15 protein-coding genes are annotated in these 19,879 nt (G+C 46.1%); 7 read left to right on the top strand and 8 right to left on the bottom strand.

Annotated features, from left to right (window positions below; all coding sequences use genetic code 11):
• Positions 1–30 precede the first annotated feature (30 nt).
• The 5 genes from MSP8886_RS17710 (at position 31) to MSP8886_RS17690 (ending at position 9,719) form a co-directional block, all read left to right on the top strand.
• Positions 31–600: a shikimate kinase gene (locus MSP8886_RS17710; RefSeq protein WP_067018938.1), complete on the top strand. Its 570-nt coding sequence runs from the start codon at positions 31–33 to the stop codon at positions 598–600.
• A complete protein-coding gene (gene aroB, locus MSP8886_RS17705) occupies positions 581–1,672 on the top strand; it encodes a 3-dehydroquinate synthase (protein ID WP_067018935.1) in 1,092 nt (363 codons plus the stop codon). Before MSP8886_RS17710 ends, aroB begins: the two co-directional genes overlap by 20 nt.
• Before the next feature lie 26 nt (positions 1,673–1,698).
• Complete coding sequence (locus MSP8886_RS17700; RefSeq protein WP_067018933.1) at positions 1,699–3,267, top strand: SPOR domain-containing protein; 1,569 nt, start codon at positions 1,699–1,701, stop codon at positions 3,265–3,267.
• Positions 3,268–3,739: 472 nt separating this feature from the next.
• Positions 3,740–8,191 (top strand): glutamate synthase large subunit, encoded by a 4,452-nt coding sequence (gene gltB, locus MSP8886_RS17695; RefSeq protein WP_067018931.1) that lies wholly within the window; start codon positions 3,740–3,742, stop codon positions 8,189–8,191.
• Positions 8,192–8,297: 106 nt separating this feature from the next.
• Positions 8,298–9,719, top strand: coding sequence for a glutamate synthase small subunit GltD family protein (locus MSP8886_RS17690; protein WP_067018928.1), 1,422 nt, complete (start codon positions 8,298–8,300; stop codon positions 9,717–9,719).
• A gap of 81 nt (positions 9,720–9,800) precedes the next feature.
• On the opposite strand, the gene MSP8886_RS17685 is transcribed toward MSP8886_RS17690, so the two are convergent.
• From MSP8886_RS17685 to MSP8886_RS17665, 5 genes are read right to left on the bottom strand one after another with little or no spacing between them, the layout of a single operon-like run.
• On the bottom strand, positions 9,801–10,931 hold the full coding sequence (locus MSP8886_RS17685) for an ABC transporter ATP-binding protein (RefSeq protein WP_067018925.1): 1,131 nt from the start codon (positions 10,929–10,931) through the stop codon (positions 9,801–9,803).
• A gap of 55 nt (positions 10,932–10,986) precedes the next feature.
• On the bottom strand, positions 10,987–12,423 hold the full coding sequence (locus tag MSP8886_RS17680; RefSeq protein ID WP_067018922.1) for a CehA/McbA family metallohydrolase: 1,437 nt from the start codon (positions 12,421–12,423) through the stop codon (positions 10,987–10,989).
• Positions 12,424–12,469: 46 nt separating this feature from the next.
• Complete coding sequence (locus MSP8886_RS17675) at positions 12,470–13,756, bottom strand: extracellular solute-binding protein (RefSeq protein WP_067018919.1); 1,287 nt, start codon at positions 13,754–13,756, stop codon at positions 12,470–12,472.
• 5 nt (positions 13,757–13,761) lie between these two features.
• A complete protein-coding gene (locus MSP8886_RS17670; protein WP_067019019.1) occupies positions 13,762–14,655 on the bottom strand; it encodes a carbohydrate ABC transporter permease in 894 nt (297 codons plus the stop codon).
• A gap of 11 nt (positions 14,656–14,666) precedes the next feature.
• A complete protein-coding gene (locus tag MSP8886_RS17665) occupies positions 14,667–15,551 on the bottom strand; it encodes a carbohydrate ABC transporter permease (RefSeq protein ID WP_067018915.1) in 885 nt (294 codons plus the stop codon).
• Between the two features lie 158 nt (positions 15,552–15,709).
• Between MSP8886_RS17665 and MSP8886_RS17660 the strand changes: the two genes are divergently transcribed.
• Together MSP8886_RS17660 and MSP8886_RS22165 are read left to right on the top strand one after the other, a co-directional pair.
• The gene (locus tag MSP8886_RS17660; RefSeq protein WP_067018912.1) at positions 15,710–15,922 is read left to right on the top strand and encodes a DUF1289 domain-containing protein; all 213 of its coding nucleotides are present in this window, start codon (positions 15,710–15,712) and stop codon (positions 15,920–15,922) included.
• Positions 15,923–15,961: 39 nt separating this feature from the next.
• A complete protein-coding gene (locus MSP8886_RS22165; RefSeq protein ID WP_139063177.1) occupies positions 15,962–16,132 on the top strand; it encodes a DUF6435 family protein in 171 nt (56 codons plus the stop codon).
• 101 nt (positions 16,133–16,233) lie between these two features.
• Here MSP8886_RS22165 and MSP8886_RS17655 read toward each other — a convergent pair whose 3' ends face one another.
• The 3 genes from MSP8886_RS17655 to MSP8886_RS17645 all read right to left on the bottom strand — a co-directional run bounded on the left by MSP8886_RS17655 (position 16,234) and on the right by MSP8886_RS17645 (position 19,708).
• Positions 16,234–16,968 carry an SDR family oxidoreductase gene (locus MSP8886_RS17655; protein ID WP_067018909.1) on the bottom strand — a complete coding sequence of 245 codons (735 nt, stop codon included), beginning with the start codon at positions 16,966–16,968 and terminating at the stop codon, positions 16,234–16,236.
• A gap of 78 nt (positions 16,969–17,046) precedes the next feature.
• On the bottom strand, positions 17,047–17,901 hold the full coding sequence (locus MSP8886_RS17650; protein ID WP_067018905.1) for a helix-turn-helix domain-containing protein: 855 nt from the start codon (positions 17,899–17,901) through the stop codon (positions 17,047–17,049).
• Positions 17,902–18,124: 223 nt separating this feature from the next.
• Positions 18,125–19,708 (bottom strand): cation:proton antiporter domain-containing protein, encoded by a 1,584-nt coding sequence (locus MSP8886_RS17645; protein ID WP_067018903.1) that lies wholly within the window; start codon positions 19,706–19,708, stop codon positions 18,125–18,127.
• Between the last annotated feature and the right edge of the window lie 171 nt (positions 19,709–19,879).

Genomic DNA, 19,879 nt, shown 5'->3' with positions numbered 1-19,879 from the left:
AATCAGCTAATTCCGATGTAATTGAATACAATGACAAACGTCCCCAATATTATTTTAGTCGGCCCGATGGGTGCCGGAAAAACGACAATAGGTCGTTTACTGTCCCAGTCTCTGGCCAGAGAGTTTTATGACTCCGATAAAGTCATAGAAGAAAATGCTGGGGCTGACATCCCATGGATTTTCGACAAAGAAGGTGAGGAGGGGTTTCGTAAGCGTGAAACCTGCACACTGGTTCAAATGCTCAACCATCAAGATGACCGTATCGTGCTCGCGACAGGCGGTGGCATCGTCACGCGAGACGAGAATCGTAAACTTCTATGTGATAGCAATGCGCTGGTGGTTTATCTCTATGCTTCTGTTGCACAGCAATTACATCGTACATCCAAAAGTAATCATCGACCGCTTTTACAAAATGGCAATCCGAAAGCCACACTAAAAAAGCTGTTTCAAGTACGAGATCCTTTGTATCGTGAGGTGGCGAATGTGATTGTAGAAACTGACTCTCGTCATCCCAAATCGGTGGCTAATAAAGCGTTAGATGCCATTAAACGTCATTTAAAAACGGAGAAAACACTTTTCAATGCAAACGTTAACCGTTGAACTGGGTGATCGTAGTTACCCTATTTACATAGGCCATGGTATTCGTCAGCAAAAGGCGCTTTTTGATGCGGCTATTCACGGCAAGCAGGTGATGGTGGTCACCAATGAGACGATTGCCCCTCTTTACTTGGATGCTTTGGTCAATTTGTTGTCATCAGATTATAAAGTGGATACATGCATTTTACCGGATGGCGAGGCCTATAAAAATCTAGAGACCTACGCCCGCATTATGACGGCTTTATTGGAAGCTAAACATAACCGTACGACCACCGTCATTGCGTTAGGTGGTGGGGTCGTTGGCGACATGGCGGGTTTCGCTGCGGCGACCTATCAACGAGGGGTGCCTTTTATTCAAGTGCCGACCACCTTGTTATCTCAGGTGGATTCGTCTGTGGGCGGAAAAACCGGTGTGAACCACCCGTTGGGTAAAAATATGATAGGGGCCTTTTATCAGCCTCAAGCCGTGATTATTGACACGCAAACCCTAGAAACCTTACCTCAGAGAGAACTGTCCGCAGGTATGTCAGAAGTCATTAAATATGGATTGATTTGCGATGCCTTGTTTTTTGACTGGTTAGAAACAGAAATTGACGCTTTAATGTCATTAGACACTGTTAAAATAAGTGAGGCCATATACCGTTCCTGTGTTGCTAAGGCTAACGTTGTCGCCCAAGATGAAAGAGAAGGTGGGATTCGAGCGATCTTGAATCTCGGACATACCTTTGGGCATGCCATTGAAACGCAAATGGGGTATGGCCATTGGCTACATGGTGAAGCAGTAGCGGCTGGCTGTGTGTTAGCGGCCGATTTGTCTTGGCGTATGGGAAACATTACTGAGCAAGATCTCAGCCGCACGGTTAACTTGTTTCGCGCTGCCAAATTGCCTGTGTTGCCACCACGAGAGATGACTCGTGATAATTTTGTTGCGCACATGGCATTGGATAAAAAAGTTTTAGACGGTAGTTTGCGTTTAGTGCTATTAGAGACGTTAGGAAGTGCGATGGTCACATCGGATTTCCCTATGGATGATTTTAATGCTTGTTTAAGTGATGCCATAGAGGCAAGTCAGTAACTTAGTATCGACTCCAAAGGACAAATATGTCAGAGCCGAATTTTCAGTTCGATTTAGAAAAAGCCCTTGATCAGCCGCCCAAAGCGACGCTGAGGGATCCTTTCGGCTCGAAAGACACCTCTGCCTACTTTGCTAGTGAGGAAGGCAACCAACAGCTCGCGCTTTTGGAGCACCTTAGTCGTTACAGTAATTTGTTATCTGTTGTACTGGGCCCAAAAGGGAGTGGTAAAAGCCGCTTTCTAATGGAGTTTGCCCGTAATCAGGATGACAGCACCATTATTAGTGAAGTCAAAGCCACTATGTTAATGACGGCGGGGCAGTTGTTGCAAGCTATCTATGAGGGCTTTTCTAAGTTCATGAAGGAGCCACCAAATGAAGCAACGTTTGGTCCTTTATTGAAATTTGCTCATGATTTGGAATCCCGTGGACAAAAAGCGCTGGTGCTGATTGATAATGCCCAAGAGCTGAATACTGATGCTGTTACTATGTTACTGGATATGATGTCCTTGGCGACGGAGAATCAATCCGTGCCGCACGTGGCGTTGTTTACGGAGCATTCTCTAGGACGAAACCTCGATGCCTATCAGCGTACTCGTTATGAGCAGCTAAGCCATTCTTTGACCATGACGCCCTATTCACTGGAGCAGACGAGAGCGTACTTACTGCATCGGGTACGCGCCGTAGGGGGCAATATTAATTTGCCCTTTAATGACAAGCAGATTAAACAAATCCATCATGACTCTGGCGGTTACCCAGGACCTATTAATGAAATAGCTCAAGCCATGATGGGCAATGGTGGTAAAGCTCCGAAAAAAGGCCGTTTTAATATCGCCCTTGGGTTTCCCTTAGTTCACATGGCGCTATTGTGCGTGGTGATGTTGGGCATTCTGGTCGCCGTTTTATTTAATGGCTCAGGGTCGGACAAAGACGAGGATGGATTCGTATCGAAAGATAACAATGTGATTCCTCTTACGCCGCCGAAAGTGGCGTCACAGCAGAAACAGTCTGCATCAGCCACTATGGCTAAGATTGACGAAATGCAGCGCAAAATCGGGGAAGGGAAAATTAGTTTACCGCCCATTCCAGCCGAGCCTAAAGAGGATCAGGTCACTTCTGTGCAACCTTCAATGACTCAGTCTGTGCCGACTGCCCCCATTCGTAATGAAGCGCCACAAGCTAAACCAGCGCCAACGATTGCGCCGTCATCTGAATCGGAGGACTCGGCAGTCGCATCCTCTCCCGTTCCCATCGCTGTCTCACAAGAGAGTGTCGATGTAGACAAAAGTACAGACCCATTTAATAAAACCCAATGGTGGCTGACGCAAAATCCTAGAGATTACACTCTGCAGTTACTTGGTACCTACAGCCTCAGTACGGTGAAAGATTTTATTAAAGATCAGGGCAGTATCAGTGTGTTTAGTTATTTTAAAACGAAACACAAGGGGCGTAACTGGTATGTCGTGGTATATGGTTTATACAGCAACCGCAGTGAAGCGATTAGCGCCTCTGAGTCTTTGCCAAAAGACTTACGCAAGTTGGATCCTTGGTCGCGAAGTGTGCGAGGCATTCAGAAAGACATCAAAAAAGCAGAATAATCTGCTAGTAACGGCAAACTTAGCCGAAACGTCTGAGGAAGTTGGGAATCTTCTTTTAGTCAGCAGGTTTTTAGCCTGAATCGACGTTTTTTCGCGTCAGTTTTGCGTCGGTTTTTTATTCGCCATCCTAATAAAAAGTGTAAAAAACCATTTTTCTCTGAAAAAGCTCAATGAACAGAGGATTTTTCTGTTTGTAAAATCTCCAACCATAGATAATTCTCTTTAGACACTCTAATTCCTGTTAAAGCACTGCTAAATAACGCCAAATTAAGCGAAAAGGAGCCGATCATGATTTGAGTCGCGTCTCATCGCGAGGTAGTATGATTTTCCTTTTAGGCAGATTGGACGCAATAATAATCATTTCGAAGCGTGTGTTGACCCTTAATAAAGCTTCACTAAAGTCCATCTGGCCAACAATTTTTTAATTCAGTTCTATTCAAATTATTTACGTTTCAACTGTGGGAGTTGGTGTATGAATGCAGGCCTTTATCGTCCTGGCGAGTTCAAAGACAACTGTGGCTTTGGCTTAATTGCACACATGGAAGGCAATACGAGCCATGAATTGCTTAAGACTGCCATTGAGTCTTTGACATGTATGACACACCGTGGAGGTATCGCAGCCGACGGCAAAACCGGTGATGGCTGTGGTCTTCTTATTCAGAAGCCTGATCTGTTTTTACGTGGTGAGGCACAAACCTTATTTGGCCATACTTTGTCTGATCTTTACGGCATTGGCATGGTATTTCTTGATCAAGACGAAGCGCTTGCTAGTGAGCAACGCGATACCGTAACCCAAAAGCTGACCGATGAAGGTTTAAACGTCGTGGGTTGGCGTGAAGTGCCAATCGATGCATCTTGTCTTGGCGTGATCGCTATGGAATGCTTGCCGCGAATCGAGCAAGTGTTTGTTGATAGCAACCGTATGGACGCACGTACCTTCTCAACACGCTTGTTTGTGGCGCGTCGTCAAAGTGAAATGGCGCTTGCAGAGTACGAAAACTTTTACATCTGTTCTTTGTCCGAAAAAGTGTTGGCTTACAAAGGGTTAATGATGCCGGTGGATTTGCCTTTCTTTTATAAAGATTTGGGCAACGAAAAAATGCAAACAGCGATTTGTGTTTTCCACCAACGTTTCTCTACCAATACTTTGCCTAAATGGCCATTGGCACAGCCCTTCCGTATGCTGGCGCACAATGGTGAGATCAACACTATCGAAGGGAACCGTAATTGGGCTTTGGCACGTAGTAGCAAGTTGCGCACGCCGCTGATTCCTGAACTACAAGACCTTAAACCGCTGGTTAACCTAACCGGTTCTGACTCGTCTTCTATGGATAACATGTTGGAAGTTCTCGTCACCGGTGGGGTGGATATTTTCCGTGCGGCTCGTTTGATCATTCCACCAGCGTGGCAAAACGTCGAAAACATGGATCCAGAGTTGCGCGCTTTCTACCAGTATAACTCGATGCATATGGAGCCTTGGGATGGCCCAGCGGGCTTGGTGATGACTGATGGTCGTCATGCCATTTGTATGCTGGATCGTAATGGTCTACGCCCTGCGCGTTGGGTGGTCACTAAAAATGGTTTTATTACTTTGGCATCAGAAGTCGGCACCTATGGATACAAGCCAGAAGATGTGGTGTCTAAAGGGCGCGTTGGCCCAGGTCAGATGCTGGTGGTTGACACACAAACCGGTCAAATGCTGCATACGGACGATATTGATAGTCGTCTAAAATCCATGCACCCGTATAAAAAATGGCTGAAACAAGAAGCCATTCGTATCGAATCCTTGTTGGAAGAGTCGTCTCTTGAGTTTGAACCTTTCACCAAGGATCAAATGTCTACCTACCAGAAGATGTTTCAAGTGTCTTTTGAAGAGCGTGAACAGATTTTCCGTCCTTTGGCCGAGAGCGGCCATGAAGCGGTTGGCTCAATGGGGGATGATACACCCATGGCAGTTATGTCAAGCCAGACGCGTCCTGTGACGGATTATTTTCGTCAGAAGTTTGCTCAGGTAACGAATCCGCCTATAGACCCATTACGTGAGTCTGTGGTGATGTCGTTGGAGACCTGTATTGGTGTCGAACGTAACCTGTTTGAAGAAACCCCCAAACACGCTAACCGTATTATTCTATCGTCGCCCATTTTATCGGCACGAAAATACAGCCGCTTGTTAGCATTGGAAGACCATCGCTTTCGCTTAGTACGTTTGAGCACCTATTACAATCCAGAAGAGATTTCTCTTGAGCAAGCGATTAAAAACTTGCAGTTGAGCGCAGAAGAGGTGGTACGTAACGGTGCGGTAATTGTCGTTTTAACAGACCGCGACTTGGAAAAAGGCTTATTACCGATTCCTGCCCCTATGGCGGTGGGAGCGGTTCACCATTATTTAACCAAAAAAGGCCTACGCTGCGATTCAAATATCATTGCTGATACGGGGTTTGCTCGTGATCCCCATCAATTCGCCGTGCTACTGGGCTTTGGAGCCACCGCTGTCTACCCTTATCTGTCTTATCGTTTAATCAACGATATGGTGGATAAAGGCGAAGTGTTGGGGGACCCAATTGCCTGCCACATGAAGTACCGTAAAGGGATTAATAAAGGGCTGATGAAAATCATCTCGAAAATGGGGATTTCAACCATTGCTTCTTACCGTGGTGCACAGTTATTTGAGGCGGTTGGCCTAGATGACAAGGTTGTCGATCTGTGTTTCAAAGGGGTACCTAGCCGCATTAAAGGGGCGCGTTTTGAAGACTTCCAGAAAGAACAGCAGAAGATCGTCAACAATGCTTGGAAGATGCGTAAACCCATTCAGCAGGGTGGCTACTTAAAATACGTTCATGAAGCCGAGTATCATGCGTTCAACCCTGATGTGGTGCGTAACCTTCAAGTTGCCGTGGGCAGTGGGCGTTTTGAGGACTTTACTCAATACACCGAACTGGTGAACAACCGTCCAGCGTCAATGCTGCGTGATTTGTTTACCATTTCTGATAAAGCCAAACCTATTGCCCTTGATGAAGTGGAGTCGATTGAAGAAATTTTGCCACTCTTCGACTCGGCTGGTATGTCCTTAGGGGCGTTATCGCCCGAAGCTCATGAAGCCTTAGCACAGGCCATGAACGAATTAGGTTGTCGCTCTAACTCTGGTGAAGGTGGGGAAGACCCGGCACGCCACGGAACAGAACGTCGTTCTAAGATTAAGCAGATTGCCTCTGGCCGTTTCGGGGTGACACCGGAATACCTTGTCAATGCAGAAGTGCTACAGATTAAAGTGGCACAGGGCGCCAAACCGGGTGAAGGGGGGCAGCTGCCAGGTGGTAAAGTAAACGGGTTAATTGCTCGTCTGCGTTATGCGGTACCGGGTGTGACCTTGATTTCTCCGCCTCCCCATCACGATATTTACTCTATCGAGGATTTGGCTCAGCTTATTTTCGATTTGAAACAAGTTAACCCAGATGCTTTGGTCTCAGTGAAGCTGGTTTCCGAGCCGGGTGTAGGAACGATTGCGGCAGGTGTTGCCAAAGCGTATGCCGATTTGATCACCATTTCAGGTTACGACGGTGGCACGGCTGCATCACCCATCACCTCGATTCGTCATGCTGGCTCGCCATGGGAACTCGGTCTAGCAGAAGCACAGCAAGCGCTGCGCTCTAACGACCTACGTGGCATGATTCGTTTACAAACAGACGGTGGCTTAAAAACGGGTCTAGACGTTGTGAAAGCGGCCATTCTAGGGGCAGAGAGTTTCGGTTTCGGTACCACGCCAATGATCGCGATGGGCTGTAAATTCTTGCGTATCTGTCACTTGAATAACTGTGCGACAGGGGTGGCGACTCAAGATCAAATGTTACGAGACGAGCACTTTATTGGCACCGTTGATATGTTGAAAAACTTCTTCCGCTTTATGGCAGAAGATACTCGCCAATGGTTGGCGAAGCTAGGTGTGGCCAGTCTGCAAGATTTGATTGGCCGTACGGATCTATTGGCCATTTTGCCAGGAGAGACGGAGAAGCAACATAATTTAGATCTGTCGCCTATTTTACAAAATGATCTGATCCCGGCGGAAAAAGCACAATATTGCCAGACACCGTTTAACCCACCCCATGACAAGGGTCTATTGGCGCTTAAAATGTGGGAATCGGTTAAAGACGCGGTCGAAGAAAAAGAAGGCGGTGAGTTTACTTTTGATGTGACGAACTGTGATCGCTCTATCGGTGCGCGTTTATCCGGTGAAATTGCTAAACGTTATGGCAACCAAGGGATGTCCGATGTGCCATTAACCTTGAAGTTAACCGGAACGGCAGGTCAAAGCTTTGGTGTGTGGAATGCGGGTGGTTTGAATATGTACCTTGAAGGCGATGCCAACGATTATGTTGGTAAAGGCATGACAGGGGGTAAACTGGTCATTCGTCCACCGAAGGGCTCAATGTTCCAATCGCAACAATCCGCCATTATTGGTAACACCTGTTTGTATGGTGCAACTGGCGGTAAATTGTTTGCCGCTGGTACGGCGGGCGAGCGTTTTGGGGTTCGTAATTCCGGGGCCTATGCCGTTATCGAAGGTGCAGGAGATCACTGTTGTGAATACATGACAGGCGGCTTGGTGACGGTACTAGGTGATACGGGCTATAACTTTGGTGCGGGCATGACGGGCGGTTTTGCCTATGTACTCGACTTAGATCGTACCTTCGTGGATAAGTACAACCATGAGTTGGTAGAAATCCAACGAGTTGGTACTGAGATTACCGAAGAATATCGCTCACATCTTCGTAGTGTTATTGAAGAATATGTGCGCGAAACAGGCAGCGAATGGGGCCAAGAAATCCTAGAGAACTTCTATGACTACATTGGCAAATTCTGGCTAGTGAAACCAAAAGCCGCCAGTTTGGGTACCCTTTTGGCGAATACTCGTCAACGTCCAGAATAAAACACGCTGTTGGTTGGGGTGTCATTGGACACCGTATATAAATCAGTTTGACCCATTTGAAGAACAGTGCCGCTTGCAAGCAAGCGGCCACAGGAGATAGCAGCTTATGTCTGAGCGCTTGAACAACGCATTTCAATTCGTCGAAGTAGACCGTAAGGATCCGAAAAAGAAGCCTTTAATTACTCGGAAGTCTCAGTTCGTCGAAATTTATCGACCCTTTGAAGAGACCAATGCAAAGGATCAATCTCACCGTTGCCTAGAGTGTGGTAATCCCTATTGTGAATGGAAGTGTCCGGTTCACAACTACATTCCAAACTGGCTAAAACTGGTCAGTGAGGGCAGTATTATTGAAGCGGCGGAGCTTAGCCACCAAACTAACTCTTTGCCTGAAGTATGTGGTCGTGTGTGCCCACAAGATCGTTTGTGCGAAGGGGCCTGTACCCTTGGGGAAGGGGGCTTTGGCGCGGTAACCATCGGCTCAGTCGAAAAATACATTACCGACACCGCATTTGCTTTAGGTTGGCGTCCGGATATGTCTCACGTGGTGCCTGTGAATAAAACGGTTGCCATTGTTGGTGCGGGCCCTGCGGGATTAGCCTGTGCGGATGTGTTGGTTCGTAATGGCATCAAGCCCGTTGTGTTTGATAAGCGTCCGGAAATCGGTGGCTTGCTGACGTTTGGTATTCCAGAATTCAAACTGGAAAAAAGCGTCATGACCCGTCGTCGCGAAATTTTTGAAGAAATGGGCGTCGAGTTTGTTTTGGATACATCTGTTGGCGAAGATGTGCCATTTGATCATGTATTAGAAGAATATGATGCGGTTTTCCTTGGCATGGGAACCTATAAATACATGAAAGGGGGCTTCCCTGGGGAAGACCTGCCAGGGGTTTATGATGCTTTGGATTACCTGATTTCTAACGTCAACCACTGCCTCGATTTCGAGGAAAATGAAGACGATTACATCAACCTAAAAGGTAAGCAAGTCGTTGTCTTGGGCGGGGGCGATACCGCGATGGACTGTAACCGTACGGCGATTCGTCAAGGGGTGAAAGGGGTGACATGTGCCTACCGTCGTGACGAGAAAAGCATGCCTGGTTCCCGTCGCGAAGTGAAAAATGCTCGCGAAGAGGGCGTGCAATTTGTCTTCAATCGTCAGCCAATTGAAATCATTGGTGATGGCAAAGTGGAAGGCGTAAAAGTTGTTGAGACCCAAATGGGCGAGCCAGATGAAAATGGTCGTCGAGTCGCAGAAGTGATCGAAGGCAGTGAGCAGATTATTCCTGCGGATGCGGTATTGATTGCTTTTGGTTTCCAAGCCAGCCCAGCGCCTTGGTTTGAAACCTTTGGCATTGAGACGGATTCCCGTGGTCGTGTGGTGGCACCGAAAAAAGGCGCCTTTATGTACCAAACGACCAATGAGAAAATCTTTGCCGGTGGTGATATGGTGCGAGGTTCAGATTTGGTGGTTACTGCCATTGATGAAGGCCGTAAAGCCGCTGAAGGCATCATGGATTTTCTCGACGTATAAGCTGTTTCGATTTGTCCATGCTTCTGGATGGGTCAGAGTAATGAATAAGCCTCTCCTGATTGGGAGAGGCTTTTTTAATGTTTAGAAAGTGGGGCGAAGTAAGCTTTGTTCCGTATCTTGATCAAATAGATGTATATTGGTCAGATCAAAAGTGAGTGCCTGTGAGCTGTTAATTTGAATATGCTCTAGGCCCTCCAGTCCCATTCGAGAGATCCATTCTTGTCCTAACCATTCAAAGTAGAGGTATTGCTCATTCCCCATGGATTCTACCACACTAATGACCACATCGATGGTGTTGTCATGCCTCGCTTCTGTTTTTGCCTGACGAATGTGCTCAGGACGAATACCCAGCCAAACAGGCTGAGAACTGTCTACGGTCAAACGTGTCGTCAACACATCCGGTAAGCGCCATGAGAGGGAGCCAATCGTAATAAACCAATGTTGGTCTTTACGCTCTAGCATGGCTTTGGCCAAATTCATTGCGGGTGAGCCGATGAACCCAGCCACAAACTTATTCGCAGGGTAATGATACAAATGCATGGGTTTATCCACTTGCATAATTTTACCCGCATTAAGTACACAAATGCGGTCCCCTAAGGTCATGGCTTCCACTTGATCGTGGGTGACGTAAATCATCGTGGCCTGTTGTCCAGAGGCTTTTAGATCTTGATGTAATTTGGCGATACCAATGCGAGTGGATACACGTAGTTTCGCATCCAAATTAGACAGCGGTTCATCAAACAAAAAGACATCCGGCTTGCGAACGATGGCTCTGCCCAATGCGACACGTTGGCGTTGACCTCCCGACATTTCATTCGGCTTTTGCTGTAATAAATTGGTGATCTCCAAGCTTTGTGCCGCTTGATCAATGCGCGCCTGTATTTCTTCTTTAGGTAATTTGAGCTGCTTTAAGCCAAAGGCCATATTCTCATAAGCAGACATATGTGGGTAAAGGGCATAGTTCTGAAACACCATGGCAATACCGCGGTCTTTCGGAGGTAAGTGGTTAACTTGCTTGTCGCCAATACTGAGCTTTCCTGAGCTGATGTCTTCAAGGCCTGCAATCATTCTAAGAGTGGTCGATTTAGCGCAACCCGATGGCCCTACCAGTACCATAAATTCGCCATCTTGAACGTGCAGATCGATACCATGAACGGCTTGAAAGCCATTTGGGTAGGTTTTTTCTATTTGATTGAGCGTGACAGCTGCCATGTCAATTTCCCGTGTACGATTAAGACCAAAATAGGATGTTGTTTATCTCAGACATCTAAAACAGACTAATGGTGTTCGCTAGGTTGAGATCGGACCAGTAAGAGGCCGTCGGCTGGTGGAAACAGGGACGGTTACCGTTGTAAACGGCATTGATGACGCCATCAATGTCGCCTTGCCCGTCATGTTTCTCTCGGTTTCGACGACGAATGTCTACTCGTACCCAAGCATAATCTTCCATGGACACTTGGATGTTTTGCGCCTCATTTGTGAGGTCATGCTCTGCGATGAGGTCTCCATCAGCAATCCATTGGCCATAAAACTCATGGTCTTGGTTATCGACAGAAATTTGCCAAGTCACCGTCCCATCACCCACATCATCACCGGGGAGCACGTTACCTTGGTTGATGGCGACATGCAGTTTGCAGGTGCGTTCAAAATACACGTGCCCAGCCTGAATACCAGACAAAATAGCTTCGCCATTTAAGGTATTTGCCCAAACATAGGTCGATGGATCACCATAGATAGAAGGCTCAGTCGCTTTGGGGTTACGTTGTTCTGGCGTGAGGTGGCTGTCGCTGCCGCCAACGGCGGTCACACGATGCCCTGCATTCCATAGGAGGGTTAATAACGCCAAGGCTTTTTCTGTAGCTTGAGGGGAGGTGGACCAAGTGGGGTCACAACATATTTCCAAGGAGGTAATCGCCCTTAAAGGGAGACGGTCGTAATGCCAGTGCCAGGGCAGCATCATTGGGTGGTTGATGCTTAAGTTGCCCCGTTGTTCTTTGATGGCAATGGCTTGATCTAATAAGGTTTGACTGGTGATGTCAGAACCCAACATATTCAAGGTTCTGGCTGGGCCATGAATATTGCAGTGCCCTAAATCTGTGGTGACTTCCATCGCTGGTAAAATAAGACAGTCTGGGTCTTCGGGTAATTGACCATGGCACATGTTGTGCTCAGTGATAAAGAGAACATCGAGTTTTTGAGACTTGGCGATGGGCAGAACGTCCTCTAAAGGATTTTGTCCATCAGACAAGTTGGTGTGAGCATGTAAGTCGCCTCGATACCAACGAGATTCAGACGACAAGCTACGTTGCATATCGAAGTGAATGTGTTGGTCGCCCTTGAGCGATTCGACACCAACAAAGGCATTGTCTATTGGTCGATCAAAAGTGATGTCTAGGCTGTATTGCATAGGTTTAAGTTGTCGGAACTCGCCTTCTACGTTAACAAACTCTAAACGCCAAGTGCCCGTTGGTAATTCGCCTTTAATCGCCCCGACACTCGCTTGTGCCTCGCTCATGGCCAATCGTTTGCGTCTTTTTTCTAATAAAATATTGGCCCGTAATGCCCCATTGGGATCAATAACCAATAGGTAAAGAAAGCCGCGTTTAACGGTCGAGCCTTCAATGGTGAGTGTCGAGATGGGGTCAGCGACGGTGAAGGTTTGCGTGTGACGTCCGAAACTAACGTCATCAGAGAATTGCAGCATAATTTATCTCCCGAGAATCGGCAGGCCAGAGGCCTGCCTGATACGACTAATGTTGGCGATTAGCACGATCTAAAGCCCGTTGTGCTGTTCTAGCCGCTTGTTTGAGTGCGGTTGCCGCAGGAATATTTTGTACCTCCACTTGATCGGCCGCGATTCTCAGTGCATCTATAATTTTACCCTTGGTTGGATCGGTAAAGAGAGGAGTGGCCAATTTCGTTTGCTCTAACGGTACCAAAGCTTGGGGATGATCTTTCACAAACGCTTGGTAATCGGCATCTTTTTCTGCGCTTTTGCGAACGGGAATATAGCCAGTGTACATAGACCAAGCAGCGGTGTTTTTGGCATCGGTATAAAAGGTCATAAAGGCGAAAGCCCCTTTGGCTTTGGCTTTACTGGTCCCCTTGGGAATTTGTAATACTAATGCACTGGCTTCTGGTGCCGCAGGGTGATTGCCCCAACCAGGTTGAATGGTTGCCGCCAGTTTGTTGAAGTTCAAATCCCCTTGGTCCCCCGATGACCCAGTGTATCCTAATGCTCTGTCTTTCATCACATCATCAATGGTTTTATACCAATATTCCCAACCTTGACCGCCGCTATGGATGCGCATGATGTGGTCTTTATGTATCCATTTTCGGAAACTGTCCCATACGGTAATCCATTGCGGAGAGTCGAAAAGGATTTTTTTACCATCTTTACTAATCACACGACCCCCATTGGAATAAGCCGCATCCATGAGGTTACCCGCGCCCCACATCGGCTCCCAGCCGTAGAAGGTCACTTGGCCATCGCTGTTTTTTTGTGTGACGGCTTTAGCAACTTTCGCCAGACTTTGCCAGGTTGATAGGTCTTTTTTAGTGAAGCCATATTTGGCTAAGATGTGTTTGTTGTAGTACAAAATTTGTGTGGTGCCGTAAGCGGGTAAGCCAAAGATCATGCCGTCTTTGTCTGTTACCTGCTTACGAAAGGCGCCCAAAAAATCATCCCAGTGAAAAGACGGCGTCATTAATGGGCGCAAATCTTCGACCAAATGACGATCGTTCATGATTTTGGCACGGTCGCCACGTAATAGCGTCAAGGCTGGTGCGGTACCAGAAGCCAGCCCCGCTTGCAGTTTTTGATAGGTCTCCGTGTAATTGCCCTGTAGAGACGGAACAATAGTGTATTGATCTTGGCTTTGGTTAAACTCTTTGATCAATTTTTTCATCATGATTTGTGGTTTGGTGCCGCCAGAATACCAAAATTCGACCGTTGTTTTGGCTTGTGCCATTTGGCTTACTAATAACGATGAGGCGATCAACGCGGAGCCAATCCAAGTTACTGTATTTCGAATCATAAAAGTCACTCTTTAATGCCATTATCGGCGATGCCAGACAGGATGATTTTTTGGCTGATCATGAACAGAATCAGCAGTGGAACAACGGCGATGGTGCTTGCCGCCATGATATGAGACCAGTTCAACCCGTAGTTCCCTTGCGCAATAAAAAATTGGCGTATTCCTGTCGCGATGAGGTTCTTATCCGCAGTATTGATGACCAAACTGGGCCACATATAACTATTGTAATTGGTGATAAAAGTGATCAGACCTAAGGTCGTTAGCGCCGCTTTGCACTGGGGAAGGACAATGGCCCAGAGGATTTTCAACTCGCTCGCACCATCGATCCGAGCCGCTTCGATTAGCGATGGGTGGATTTTAAGAAACACCTGACGAAGATAGAACACGCCGAAAACACTGGCAGCGTTTGAGAGTATTAACCCAGCATGGGTGTCCAATAAACCCAGTTTAGCGAGCACAATGTAAGACGGCACATAGGTGACCGCCGCAGGCAGCATATAGCTGGCCATCACTAAGCTAAACATGGCGGTTTTACCACGGAAGGTAAATCGCGTTAGGGCGTAGGCAAACAACGAGGAATTGGCTAATACCAATAAAGTGGTAAAGAGCGCGACCTCGAAACTGTTAAAAATATACAAGCCAAAAGGAGCACTTTGCATGGTTTCAACAAAGTTGTACCAATGAAAATGTTGGGGGAGCAGTTCGAGAGGATTGGAAAAAATCTCATCATTGGTCTTGAGTGAGCCAAAAAACATCCACAGAAAAGGAAACACCATAAAAAGGCCGCAGGCCGACAGGAATAGGTACTTTGCGGCTTGTTGGACGTGCTTTAGTGTCAGCCAAGGTGTTTTGTGGCTTAAATGAACCTGTTGAGTGTTTGCTTGAATCGATGTTGTCACAAGAATGCCCTTTAATAATAAACCCAACGCTTACCAATCCAGACGTTCAGAGAGGTTAAGAAAGCAGTAATAAGGAAGATGATGACCGCTGTGGCCGTGGCTGATCCCATGTCATATTGTTGGAAAGCCAACTGATAGAACCAGTAAAGTAGGGTTCTCGTTTCACCACCAGGCCCGCCTTGGGTTAATATTTGAAATTGGTCAAAGGCTTGTATGGCATTGATAATATTGACGATTAATAGGAAAAAAGTAGTTGGTGAGACAAGAGGGAGCGTGATTTTTAGAAAGCGTGTCCAAGCAGAGCAACCGTCGATTAACGAGGCTTCATAAATGCTTGAAGGAATCTTGTTAAGGGCGCTGATAAAAAACAGCATGGTCCAGCCAACGGCTTGCCAGATGGTCACCAATACCACAACAAACATGGCCGTATTGCCGTGTTCAAACCAACTCACAGAAGGAACACCTATTAGCCCTAGTAGTTCATTAGCAAGGCCATGTTTGCTATCAAATACCCAAGACCAAACAATGGAAACCGCCACGGTGGGTGTGATCCAAGGTGAAAAAATAATAGCACGAAAGAAACTGCTGCCCGCGAAGCGCTTTTGCAAAAGCAGAGCAAACCCTAAACCGATGGCGACGGTGGGAATCACCACGGCTAATGAAAAGACAAGGGTATTATTAAGGGCTTGTAGGAATTGGCTATCATCAAGCATATAACGGTAGTTATCCATCCCCACCCAATCGTAGGTGGGAGAGATGTAATCCCAGTCCGTAAAACTGATGTAGATGCTGCAAATAAAAGGCAATACCCAGAATAAAAGCAAAGGCAGCAACAAGGGAGAAAGGAAAAACAACAACTGCCAATACTGTTTCATTTTATTATTAACGCTCAGCATACAACCTGCCTACAACTTTGTTTGGCCACATTCTAGAGAGCATTTATGACAGTTAGATGTTTTATTATGGGGATTTTTTTTGTTTATTTTTTGATCATGTGTCACTATTGATGGGATAACTTATTTGTGCTGTATTTTAAAATTAGGGATGATTTTTTATGACGATCCAAACACCTTGTATCCGGCAATGCTGCTTGAACGCAGACGATATTTGTATTGGTTGCCATCGGTCCTTACAGGATATTTTAGATTGGCATACTGTAGATGAAGTGAATAAGTTGCGCATTCTTGAAAGAGCAGAGAATCGCAAACAACACCAACCCATTTTAGAGTTTGATGCAAACAAATTAAAACATCTAAAAACCCTTTAGGTGCGTATGAACTCGACACACATGATAAAAGGGCCAAGTATGTTTTCTTTTCTCAAGTTCAACCCCATCAAAAAACTCGATAAAGAGTATGGCGTATTGTTGGAAAAAGCCATGCAAGCCCAACGTGGCGGCGACATCAAACGTTATTCAGAACTCACTGAACAGGCGGAAGCCGTAAAAGCCAAGATAGATGAGGCGAAATCAGCGTAACTAGATGGAATAAAAAACACGGTGTCATGTGAATGATTCCGTGTTTTTTATGGCATTTTTTTATTTTTAAGCCGCGCTGATAGCGTCTGATTGGGTGGGGTTTACCAAGGCATTATGCCATTTGATGATCCTTCTGACTCTGAGAGGAAGCAACCCGTTGGACCATCTTCGGGAAGCGTTGCTGCATAGCTTATAAATTTCGCGGCCTTAGCTGGGTCATGTAATCCCTGAAAGCCATTAAAGGCGGTTTTGACAAAGCCTGGATCAACAAGGTTAACTTTACACCTCGTTGATTTAAGTTTGGCGGCGAGTGCCACACAATAAGCATTAAGGGCTGTTTTAGAGGGAAAGTAAGCCTCACTTTTGTATTGAGCAAACAACCAGTCTGGGTCGCTTTGATTCGTAAGTGATCCAAGTCCACTGCTAATATGGACAATACGTGGCGCCTCAGACTGTAGCAACAAGGGAAGAAAAGCACGTGTGACGCTTATCACGCCAAAAACATTGGTTTCAAAAACGCGTTTAATTTCTTCAATGGAGACGCTTCCATCTGAGTTGACGTTACCCAGAATACCCGCGTTATTGATGAGCGCATCTAGGCTATTTGACTGCTTTAGCACCTCTTCTACCGCTAAATCAATTGATGCCTGATCGGTAACGTCTAATAGGACACAGGAGGCATTTTCAATCCCTTCCGATTTTAGCGTTTCAACGGCAAATGCTCCGGCATCTGGGTTACGGCATGCCAAGTAAACATAATATCCTTGATGAGCCAAATGCTTCGCTGTTGCCAACCCTATTCCCTGATTTGCGCCAGTGATTAATACCCTCTTCATTACGACACCTCTTGATACATTGTGTATAGAGGTAGTGTAGAAAAACGGGCGGACATGACACAGAGACAGATCATTGTGCTAGCTAGACATATCGTTAAATTTCACTAAAAAGTCTGTAATCGATTGCCCTGTTTGCTTACGGAAAAAACGAGACAGGTAGTTTTCATCGGCAAAGCCTAGCCGTACCGCTAGCTCTTTTACCGATAGATTAGAGTAAATCAGTAGACGTTGAGCTTCTAAAACAACTCGACGATTAAGGTATTCTTTCGGTGATACTCCAGCCCATTCTTTTACCAGCTGATATAGGCTGGTATCACTCAGTGCAAGGGTCTTTGCTATTTCAGAAATGGCAGGTTGTGCGATGAACTCGTTTTTAATCAGGGTTTGGAACTGAAGGAATGATTGAACCTGTCGTTTCTTGGGTTCCTTTTCAACGTTAGAAAAATAAGCATGCTCTAATTCCTGTAACACCGAATTTAAATACGCCATTCTGATAGTTAAGGTCGCTGCTGTTTGGATAGCAGTGCGCAAGAGCATTAATGCATCATTCATTCGTTGCCATGCCTGCGTTGACATAGCCACCTTTTGCTCATTCAGCGGATCCAACCAAAAACGGCAAGGGCTAGGTAATAGGCCATAGATTTCTTCATTGAAAATAACTTTGTAGTATTCGGCCTTGTTTTTACTGCTTGGGGGAATGCGGATTTGTCCTGGTTTGATGAATAGCACTTGCCCTGCAGATACCGTGATATTTTTTAAATCCACGCAATAATGAACAAGGCCGTGATTGACGAACATCAGAAAATAGTTGGTGCTGGTATGGGGTTTTAACAGTTTCTGAATCATCTCTTCTGTCAATGGCGAGTCGAGATGAGACCACAGGCTAATGCCTGAAGCTTCAAATGAAACGTGATCATATAAAGGCGTCGTCATCGTCGCTCGAAATAGAAGATAATGTGTTTGAAAAGATAAAATGCTTTATGTTCAGCTGGTATCATTCATCATTATGTCGCGGCGTGCAAGTTTAACACCCCAACGGCGGTATCAAGCCTTATTCAGAACATACAGAGCCGCTATGATAAAAGGCAGTATTTCTTTTTAGATACTGCCTTTTGAGTCTTAAAAGAAACAGCCTGAGAGGCTAGTTACCCCGTCATTACGCCGTAGCGTTTTCTGGTGGCCGAATCAATGCCAAGCTTTCTTCCGCAAAACCTGTACCCGCTTCTGTGTAGAAGTTGAAGACGTTATTGATGCCGCTGTTTATGAGAATTTCTCGCTCATCTTGGTAACGGGCAATGGCGGCAATTTGCCCTGTGTAGTTGGCTTTACGTAGCTGTATAGCGACATTGGTGGTGTCTTCTGCCGCTGGTAGGGCAAGCAGAACAAGGTGAATATGCGAGGTGTCTAAACGCTCCCATAAATCGGCGTCTTCCCCATCGCCATAGAAGACATTTTCTTGTGCGTCTTGCATCTGATTAATTCGGTTACGATCCGCATCCATCCCTGCAACCGTTCCACCCACCAGTCCTTTTAACGAATCGAAGGCTCCGCGTCCGACACGGCCTAAGCCGACCACCAGAATTTCGGCATTGGGAGGCTGCGTGAAACGATCCTCAGGTAGGCAGTCTGCACTTTCAAAGCGACGAATGATCTCCTTATTCTTACGATAGACTCGGTGCACGTTTCGATAGAGTACGCTGGTGATGACAAAGGAGAAAGACACGGCAAGCGCCAAGACCACCAGCCACTCCTTGGCTAGCCAGCCATTTGCCACACTGAGCGCCACGACAATTAAGCCAAATTCACTGTAGTTAGATAGGACGGCAGACGACAAGAAAGCGGTTCGGCTGCGTAACTTTAGCTTGGTAAACACGCCAAAAAAGAGGGCGAACTTGGCGAGAATGATCAGGGTAATAATCAAGCTCATGGCGACCATGCTTAAACTCGGCAGCGCGGTAAAGCCGATGGATAGGAAAAAGCCGATAAGAAACAAGTCTTTAAAATTCATCAACGATTTATTCATTTCTGAGGCTTTAGGGTGTGACGCGAGCAGTACCCCCATAATTAACGCCCCTAAATCCCCTTTAACGCCGACTAGGTAAAAGAGTTCGTAGCCGCCTAATGCAAGAAACAGCCCTGTTAAAGGGAGCATTTCGCCGTGCCCCGCTTTGTCGACAATTTTGTTGATAAGCGGACGGATCAGTAACAAACCAAATAAACCCAGAGCCCAAATCGAGGGAATTTTTCCCGTTGCTACGACTAAGAAGATCACCGCGACGATGTCTTGCATGACCAGAATGCCAAGGGACAATTGTCCGTGACGTGTTTTTAGTTCGCTGCTTTCTTCTAGTAGTTTGATCACACACACGGTGCTTGAGAAGCTAAGCGCGAATCCAAGCAAAGCGGCGGTTTTGAAATCAAGTATATGAAAGTAAGGCAAACTCAGAATGCCGAGTAGCAGGGCGATGCCTGCAAAGAGTATCGACCATATCCCCATATGAGCCAGAGTAGAGGCCCAGACTTCGCGCTTTAATAAATCTTTTACATGGAGTTTTAAACCAATGCTAAACAGCATCAAGGTAATACCTAGACTAGCGAGAGAGTCTAAAATACTGCTTGGTTGCATACCAAGATAATTTAATAAAAAGCCTGCTAGCAAAAAACCAATAAGGGGTGGCAAGTTAATCATTTTAACGGCCAGACCACAGACAAAAGCGAATAAAATCCAAGTAAATTCCATAGTGTCCTTCTACTAAATGGGAGAATAAAACAGATCGGAAAAAGTATGCCCACATGATACGAAATATCCTTTCAAAGCTCATTAGGTAAAGCGTTGTTTTATGTAGACCCCATTGGTTTTCTATCGTAGACAGTGCCACATACCAAAAATGGTATATAAAGTGACCTATAT

This window comes from Marinomonas spartinae, from assembly GCF_900089775.1.
GTDB lineage: Bacteria > Pseudomonadota > Gammaproteobacteria > Pseudomonadales > Marinomonadaceae > Marinomonas > Marinomonas spartinae.
The sequence above is the reverse complement of the archived record's forward strand: the minus strand, read 5'-3'. Positions and strand labels throughout refer to the sequence as shown.